Source organism: Clostridium thermobutyricum DSM 4928 (assembly GCF_002050515.1).
GTDB classification, from domain to species: Bacteria; Bacillota; Clostridia; order Clostridiales; family Clostridiaceae; genus Clostridium; species Clostridium thermobutyricum.
The window spans coordinates 1-8,051 of the sequence record NZ_LTAY01000076.1; the positions used below are offsets into that span (position 1 = coordinate 1).

The window sequence follows — 8,051 nt, forward strand, 5'->3', positions numbered from 1 at the left end:
TTTTAAATCTTCTTTCATACTAAATATGCTACTTTTAATACAAAAAGTTATGAGCAAAATGTAAATAAAATTTAATAAAATGTAAATCTATAAAAATCATATAAATATTCTCAATTAAATTTATATTTATTTTCTTTAAATTCTCATTTAGAACATAAAAAAAGCACCTAAAAAGGTGCTTAAAGCTTTGCATTTACTATATTTATTTAATTTTCTTGAACACTTATTTCGCATTATAGTATTTTAGCAAAATTATTTTTCTATTTATTCCTTGTAATATAAATTCTATTTTTTATTAAAATCCTTTTTTAAATAAAAAGATAAATATTCTTCTGATTCTTTTCTACTTTTAAATATAATTATATTCTTATCATTTGCATTCTTTAAAAGGTTCATTATAGTTGGTTTATTTATAAAATTATAGTTTTTCACAAAAGTTATAAATTCATCATCCTCTTCTTCTATCTTTTCAAACCAAGGCATATCAGTACGTGCCTTTCCTTTTCTAGATTTTATCCCTTTAATACATAATTCCACTGGATAATCTAGAAAAAATACAGTATCACAAGCTTTTAATCTTATATCTATAGTTGATTCATAATTCCCATCAATTATCCAACTTTCTTTATGAATTATATTTTCTAACCTTTCCATAAATACATTTTTTTTCAACCACAGTTTTATCAGCATTCCAATAAATCATATCTAAATGAAATAAAGGTATTCCTGTTTCTCTATGCAATTTTTTGAAAATGTACTTTTTCCACTTCCAGGACAGCCTATAATAATTATTTTTTTCATTTATAGCACCTTCCTTTTTTACTTTTAATAATCCCATTTCATTTTTTTCTTTAAATTTATAAGCTTTTCATCTGTCATTACAATTTTTTCTTCCAATTTATATTGATATTTTTCTTTAATATCTTCACTTTCTATTATCTCGTTTATGTAATTACAAAGTATCTCACTTATTGATTTGCCTTGTTTTTCAGCTATTTCTTTAATTCTTTTTTTATCTTCTACTTTTATTATGAATTGTATCAACTCTTTTTTACTCATATCATTGTCATTACACCTTTTTATTTGTCATTACATAAAAAAATAAGTGTAATTACATAAAATATTCTGTAATTACACTCATTTTCCCTCTATTTTCTTCTATATATTTTGGAGTTATTCAAATCATTTTTATATTTTTCTATTTTTCTTAAAATATATTCTGTAACAGTTAACTTTTCTGATTTAGAATATAATTCATTAAACTTTTCTATAAATTCTTCTTCTGTTTCTAAATATTCAACTGGATAATATTCCTTATAATCTTCTATATTATTAACTATTACTATTTCTATTCCAGTCCCTAATACTTTTTCATCTAATTCTTCTAAGTTTTTCAATCTACCATTATAACCAAATGAACCTATCCTATCAGCTTTTCTTAAAATAATAGTTTCCATTACATATCACCAACCTTTTTATTTAACATCATCTAAATTTATTTCTTTTCCCAAATATTTCGCACTTTGCTTATATAATATTTTTTCCATATACACCCCTCTTGTATATGTATTATAATGGAATTAAGATATTTTTTTACAATTCGATTATAACAATTTTTTAAGGAGGCAATCCAATTATTATGTATAGTAATATTATAATTACCATTCTTTTTCTTGTTATATTTCTTAAAAATTTGATTTTTCCTAAAAAAGGCGATTCTATTTTTTTTAATTCATCTAAATATCAAGTAATAGATGCTTCTTTCTATAAACTTGAACATTTTTTATTAAAAATTTTCTGCATATTTCTTATACTTATCTGCTTAACGCATATTATTATTCTTTCTATTCCATATCAATATGAATTAACTATGGGTGGAGAGATTTTAATATTTATATTTTTAACACGATATTTTCTATTGAAATTTAACTATATAAAAAAATATAATAAGGAGTTTTTATGATACAACTTATTTTAATTGAATTATTTTTTACTATTATTTTTTATATTTTATTAAATACTATCTTTAATTATTTTGACAAAAAAAGAAAACTATAAATTGCTTTATAGTTTTCTTTTTTTTATAATCACTCAAACTTATTCTTAAACTTTCTTAAATTTTCCTCAAAAGTAATAACTTTTTTTCTAATTGCTCTCACTATACTTTTTAAATTTTTCTCTTTCAATTATATCTACAACATATTCATTTATTAATTCACTCATTGTAAGCCCTTTATTTTTTGCAATTTTCTTTAAATCAACTTTTGTTTTACATTCTCTTCTAATTGTAAGGCTTGAATTTTTTTCATTTTTTCAACAATTTTTAAACCTCTCAAAATCCCTCTTATCCCTTTAATTCTAGATTTCTTAAATTAATTTCTTTTTGCCTTACATAGTAATTTATCAATTTTTGACTGCAACTACATCAAACGCCAAAAACTTGGTATCCTATATAGAATAAACAAACTAAAATAGTATAGTAGAATAAAAAAATTAATAAATAAAAGAATATATAATATTAAATAAAAACCAAGAGCCAATAGAAGTTCCCCCATATAGGACTTAACATTTCAAGCAATGCTAATAGGAAATCTTTTTATTTTTTAATTTTAAATATATGTACATCATATAGTTATATTAAAATTCAATCTAATTTTATCTGAACTATTTCACTTAAATACTTACATTCTTTTATCATATCATCTCTTGATACAACATATTCTATTTTATCTAAACCAACTGCTCTTATGTAAATATTAGCATCATCATATGTTTTTTCTATTTCAAGTCTTAGTCTTTCTATATCTGTAGTACTTAAATTATTTCCTCTAGCTATTGGAAGAGTTGTATAGTATATTTCAAAATTCTCTTCACTTGCATCTATAAATTTAACCCATTTATTAAACTCTATATTTTTATCTAATACTAATTTAAAATTCTTTCTCTTTTGTCTTCCTACAAAATATTTAAATTTATTTTCTCTATTTATAACTTTAATAGATCCACCACCTCTGCTTTCAATAAGCCCAAATGCAACTCCTGTTTTACCTGTTGGCTTTTCTAAATCATCTCTATCAAATTTAATTGATAATTCCTCTAGTTTCTTATAAGAAGCTTCTGTTCTAAGAGGTGGATATAAATCATATTTTATATCATTTTTTTCTTTTATAAGCTCCTTAAAAATATTATTTACTAATTGAGATCTACTTGAATTTCCTGCAAGAAGTATATTTATTTTTTTAACATTTTCTATTGATTCAGCCTTAAATGAGTCATTAAGTGATTCAAAAAAGCTAAATATCCCTTTTCTTATTCTTTCTTCTAAAATATTTTCAAGCTTATTTAAATTAATATTAAGCTTTATATTTTTAATTAAAGTACCGTCATTTTTATAGAAATCTAATTTTATTCCATCTTTATATTTTTCTTTATAATTTTTATGGTGTTCAGTAATTGCTCTTAGACTCTCCATAAGCTGTCTCATATTTAGTCTAGCTTCCTTAGATTCTTTTATTAATATTTCAGAACCAACAAATACATTACATTCAGATGGTAGTGTAAAAGTTATTTCTTCTTTTCTTAATAAATTTGCATTGTCTTTAAATACATTAAAAGCTAAAAGTTCTAAAAGATTTTCTCCTCCAAGATATCTATCTCCTCCAGCACCAAAATGTTCTATAACATAATCAAATCTATCCTCTTTATCATCATCAGCTATTCTATATAATCCGTAATCAAAATCTGTAGTTCCTCCACCAAAATCAAATACTCCATAATAAATATTTTCATTTTCATCTGGTTCAAACCCATATGATTTTAATGCAGATATTGCATATGCAGCAGGTTCACTTGCTCCCTCTACAACTTTAATTTTTCTATTTTTTAATATAATTTCAGGAAGTGATTTACTTATTCCTCTTTTAAAACATTCTATAATTTTATTCTTTATGACTTCATCATAAGTTACAGGAAAAGATAAAATATATTCCAAATATATTCCATTTTGCATATTATTTATATAACTTCCTATATAATAAGCATAAATTTCTATAGGATTAAACTCACCTTCTTTAATGTCTATAAAGTTTGGTAAATCTATAGTTAATCCCTTTTTATCTATGATTCTAACCTTTCTATCACTACTTCCACACCACATTTTTAAATCACTCATATATGAATAATAATCAAAACTATCATTATTTAAAAGTTCATTATTAGCTGTATGTGAAATAGTTAAATCTCCCCATTTAGTTTCAGGTCTTCCCTCTTCTAAATTATATGATTTTAAAAAGTTATCTATATCAATAAACTCCATAACTGTTGGATTCTCGTATTGTGACTCTAAAACTTCACTTTTAAAATTAATAGCTCCAATTCTCATAGGAATACTGTGTTCATTTTTCTCCTGATAAACTACAACAGTACTTTTAGTTCCAAAATCAATAGCTACAATCCCATTTTCTTTAATATCAGACATTGGATTTCTAGCTACTATTTCCTTATCAAAGTATACATAAACATCAGATTCTTTTTTATTATTAAATTCATATTTATATAAGTCCCAATCTCCTCTATTTATATCCTCTAAAAGTTTTTTATCATATCCTTCAATTCCTATTCTTCTTTTATCATAATTTAAAAATTCATCATAAATATCTTCAATATTATTTTTAAATATATACTTTAAAGAGTCATTCTTTAAATCCTTATATATTTTATCTCTATCTAATTTAAGAGATTCACTGCATAGTAGAGGATATACTGAATTAAATTCTGTAAGTATATTTAGACTTTCTTTATTTTTAAAATTTTTTATAATAAGCTTATTATCTAAAATAAATTTTAATACTCCAAATACATTTTTTGGTTCTATTCTAATAATAGGGAAAATTGATGCAGGTCCACTAAAAACACCAGGACTTTCAATCCTATATCTTGCAGTTTTTCCCATATCGTCACAAAGCAAGAAAGCTCTTATTCCATCTTTAAATTTCATTTCTACATCTCTAGTTTTATTAGGATATTCAATAGAAGTTCTAACAAGTCTTTTAATTTCATCTAAATTAGGTATAGTCCATGTATTGAATCCTTCAAAAGAAAAATATTCTTTATATTGATTTTTTATCTCTTCAATATCCACACCATACATAACATTAGAATTATTGTAATATAAACTGTTTACTATTACTTTAGCTTGGTCTCTATTTATTATAATTTTCTTATTCTCTATATAAATCCAATTATTAATAGAGTTTATTTCATCTAAAACAATTTTAAGATGTTTTTCAATTTTTTTTAGTTCATTTTCTAAAGGTCTATAAATTTTTTTTATACATTTTGTTTCCATATTAAAATTCTCCTAAAATATAAATTTTAGATTGAGATAATAATCATTATTTTTCTTATTTGGGTTAAAACCTTATAAATTTAAAATAAAATCAATAATAATAATTATTATTAATCACTTTCATTCAAAATTTTCAAAAAAATAATTGATATTTATCTAAATCATAATTTTGACTTACAAATAATTTTAATTATAAATCAAACATAAAATCATATAATTTAACTACTCTAATTTCAATTTCCTGTATTACTCATTTTAACTATTGTTATTTTAATAAAATTTATAAAATAACTACTCCTTTCCTAATTAAAATTCCAAAGAAAAATTTTCCATTATAGTAAATTTTAAAAATAAAAAAAGCTAATGACTTCTACAAAATTTGTAGAAGTCATTAGCTTTTAATAAGCGGTTAAAGGTTAACTTCATAACCTATTATTCACTTTTTAGTCTTGTTTTCTCTTATGCTTAAATTCTATCTTAAAAAATTTTATTTTTCAATATTCATTTAATAAACTTTATTTTAAAATAAAGTTAAATTTATCTTTATAACTACTATATTTTCATTTATTATCAATTTAGTCCTTTTACTTTATTCTTCACTAAAACTTCTACAAATGCATATATATTTGTTACTATTATCTCTAATCTTGTCTGTGTTAATATTGAGTTCAAATTTAAATTTCATTCTTCAGTAGCTTCTTTTTCCTTTTTACCTAGTTCTTTTCAGTTAACATCTTTGGTTTTTGAATATTAGATATTGGACTAACTTTTTCTTCGTTCTTCTTAACCTCTATTTTAGTGCCTTGGTTAGCTATATTGTTTTTGTGTTTTTTATTATAAATAATCGAACTACAAATTATTATAATTATCACAAAAACTATTACTCTACTTCTTCCTATAACCTGATAATTGTTTATTAAACTATGTAAATGAATGTAAATATGGACTTGTTTAAAATCAAGGTGTAGAATAATATGTAAAGGCAGTCATCTTAATTCTTACATAGATTATTTTTTGAAGGGAAGATTTTACTATGGAAGAAGATAAATCAAAAGCAGGTAAACTTGGATTAGTTGGACTTATTGCACTTTGTATTAGTGCTATGGTTGGATCAGGAGTCTTTGATTTACCTAAAAATATGTCTATGGAAGCTGGGGTTACAGCTCAGTTTATATCTTGGATTATTACTGGTATAGGTATTTGGTTTATTGCAAAAATGTTCGTTATTCTTAGTGATGTTAAACCAAATTTAACCGCTGGATTATATAAATATGCTGAAGTTGGTTTTGGACCATTTAGTGGATTTTTTACTGCTTGGGCTTACTTTATTTGTGAATGTGCTGCAAATGCTGCATATGCAGTTTTAGTTATGAGTACATTAAATTATTTTTTCCCAGGTGTTTTCACTGGTGGTAATAACTGGCCAGCAGTTATAGGTGCATCCATTATTACTTGGTTAATTACTGCTTTAGTTCTTCAAGGTGTAAAAATTTCAAGTGGAATACAAAAAGTTGCTACAGCTTTTATGCTTGCAGTCGTTTTTGTATTCTTAGCAACTGTTCTATTCCATTTTAATTTACACACATTTACTGCTAACGCAGCAGCAACTAGGGCTGTTCCATCTTTACAAGATAAACCTATGGGAAGCATTATACACCAAGTTATGAATACTATGATGGTTACATTATGGTTATTTGGAGGTATTGAAGGTGCTGTTGTTATGTCTGGTAAAGCAAAGGATGTAAGACAAGTATCTAAAGCAACAATTATCGGTTTTGTTGTTTGCTTAGTAATGTTTGCTGCTGTAGGTATGCTTTCACTTGGTGTATATTCATATGGCGAATTAACTAATATGACTTCACCATCTACTGCATATATTCTTATGAATTTATGGCATAGTACTCTTGGACGTGATGTAATAACTGTTGCATTGTTATTTGCTGTTTTTTCAAGTTGGATTTCATGGATTCAAATGTTAGCTGAACTTCCTCAACATGCTGCTGCAGATGAAGGTTCATTCCCTAGAGCTTTTGCTAAAATCTCTAAAAAAGGTGTTCCTGCATTCTCAATTATTATAGCAACTATTGTAATTGAAGCAGTTATTCTAATTGCCCATTTTGATAGTAGTGCTTATCAAATGCTTTTAACTATTGTTGGGGTTATGACTATTCCACCATACTTATTTTCAGCAATGTATTTAATTAAAATTAGTAAAAATAAAGATAGTAATGATTTTGCTGTGAATACAAAACATAGCAGGAAAAGTGCATTAGCAATTGGTATCCTTGCATTTTTGTATATTATTTTCATGGCATATTCTGCACAAATTAAATATACATTTATTTCATTTATTTTCTATGCTATCGGAATTCCACTTTATATATTAGCTAGAAAACAACATGGTAAAAAAATATTTAGTAAAGGCGAAATTATATTTGCCGTTATAATTGTATTAGTTGCAATTTATGGTATTTACGCTTTAATTAAGTAATAAATTTTTAAATAAGCTTAGTAGAAAATTAAAATTTTCTACTAAGCTTATTTTTTTTTTAATAACTTCTAAAAATTTCACTAATTTAAAACAAATAGTTTATTTATTTCTTAATTTAGAAAAATTTTATATAGTTAATATTTAAATTTTATATAGTTTAAAAGATTTTGATTTTCATAAAAAATTTTTATCACTAGTAATTTATTGTTAATT

Annotated in this window: 6 protein-coding genes and 1 riboswitch; of the genes, 1 reads left to right on the forward strand and 5 read right to left on the reverse strand. The window is 23.9% G+C overall.

The window, feature by feature from the left end:
* Positions 1-285: 285 nt before the first annotated feature.
* The 5 genes from CLTHE_RS13335 to CLTHE_RS13355 all read right to left on the reverse strand — a co-directional run bounded on the left by CLTHE_RS13335 (position 286) and on the right by CLTHE_RS13355 (position 5,347).
* Positions 286-654 carry a P-loop NTPase family protein gene (locus CLTHE_RS13335; RefSeq protein ID WP_242945651.1) on the reverse strand — a complete coding sequence of 123 codons (369 nt, stop codon included), beginning with the start codon at positions 652-654 and terminating at the stop codon, positions 286-288.
* Positions 626-838 (reverse strand): hypothetical protein, encoded by a 213-nt coding sequence (locus CLTHE_RS17065; protein ID WP_242945652.1) that lies wholly within the window; start codon positions 836-838, stop codon positions 626-628. The genes CLTHE_RS13335 and CLTHE_RS17065 overlap by 29 nt, the downstream gene beginning before the upstream one ends.
* Complete coding sequence (locus CLTHE_RS13340; RefSeq protein ID WP_080023890.1) at positions 826-1,059, reverse strand: hypothetical protein; 234 nt, start codon at positions 1,057-1,059, stop codon at positions 826-828. The genes CLTHE_RS17065 and CLTHE_RS13340 overlap by 13 nt, the downstream gene beginning before the upstream one ends.
* Positions 1,060-1,148: 89 nt before the next feature.
* Complete coding sequence (locus CLTHE_RS13345) at positions 1,149-1,457, reverse strand: DUF6718 family protein (protein ID WP_080023891.1); 309 nt, start codon at positions 1,455-1,457, stop codon at positions 1,149-1,151.
* A 1,187-nt stretch (positions 1,458-2,644) separates the two neighbouring features.
* Positions 2,645-5,347 carry an acetate and sugar kinases/Hsc70/actin family protein gene (locus tag CLTHE_RS13355; protein ID WP_080023893.1) on the reverse strand — a complete coding sequence of 901 codons (2,703 nt, stop codon included), beginning with the start codon at positions 5,345-5,347 and terminating at the stop codon, positions 2,645-2,647.
* Between the two features lie 375 nt (positions 5,348-5,722).
* A riboswitch (Fluoride riboswitch) is annotated at positions 5,723-5,786 on the reverse strand.
* A gap of 594 nt (positions 5,787-6,380) precedes the next feature.
* On the opposite strand from CLTHE_RS13355, the gene hdcC reads away from it, so the two are divergent.
* Positions 6,381-7,838 carry a histidine-histamine antiporter gene (gene hdcC / locus CLTHE_RS13360; protein WP_080023894.1) on the forward strand — a complete coding sequence of 486 codons (1,458 nt, stop codon included), beginning with the start codon at positions 6,381-6,383 and terminating at the stop codon, positions 7,836-7,838.
* The last annotated feature ends 213 nt before the right edge of the window (positions 7,839-8,051 follow it).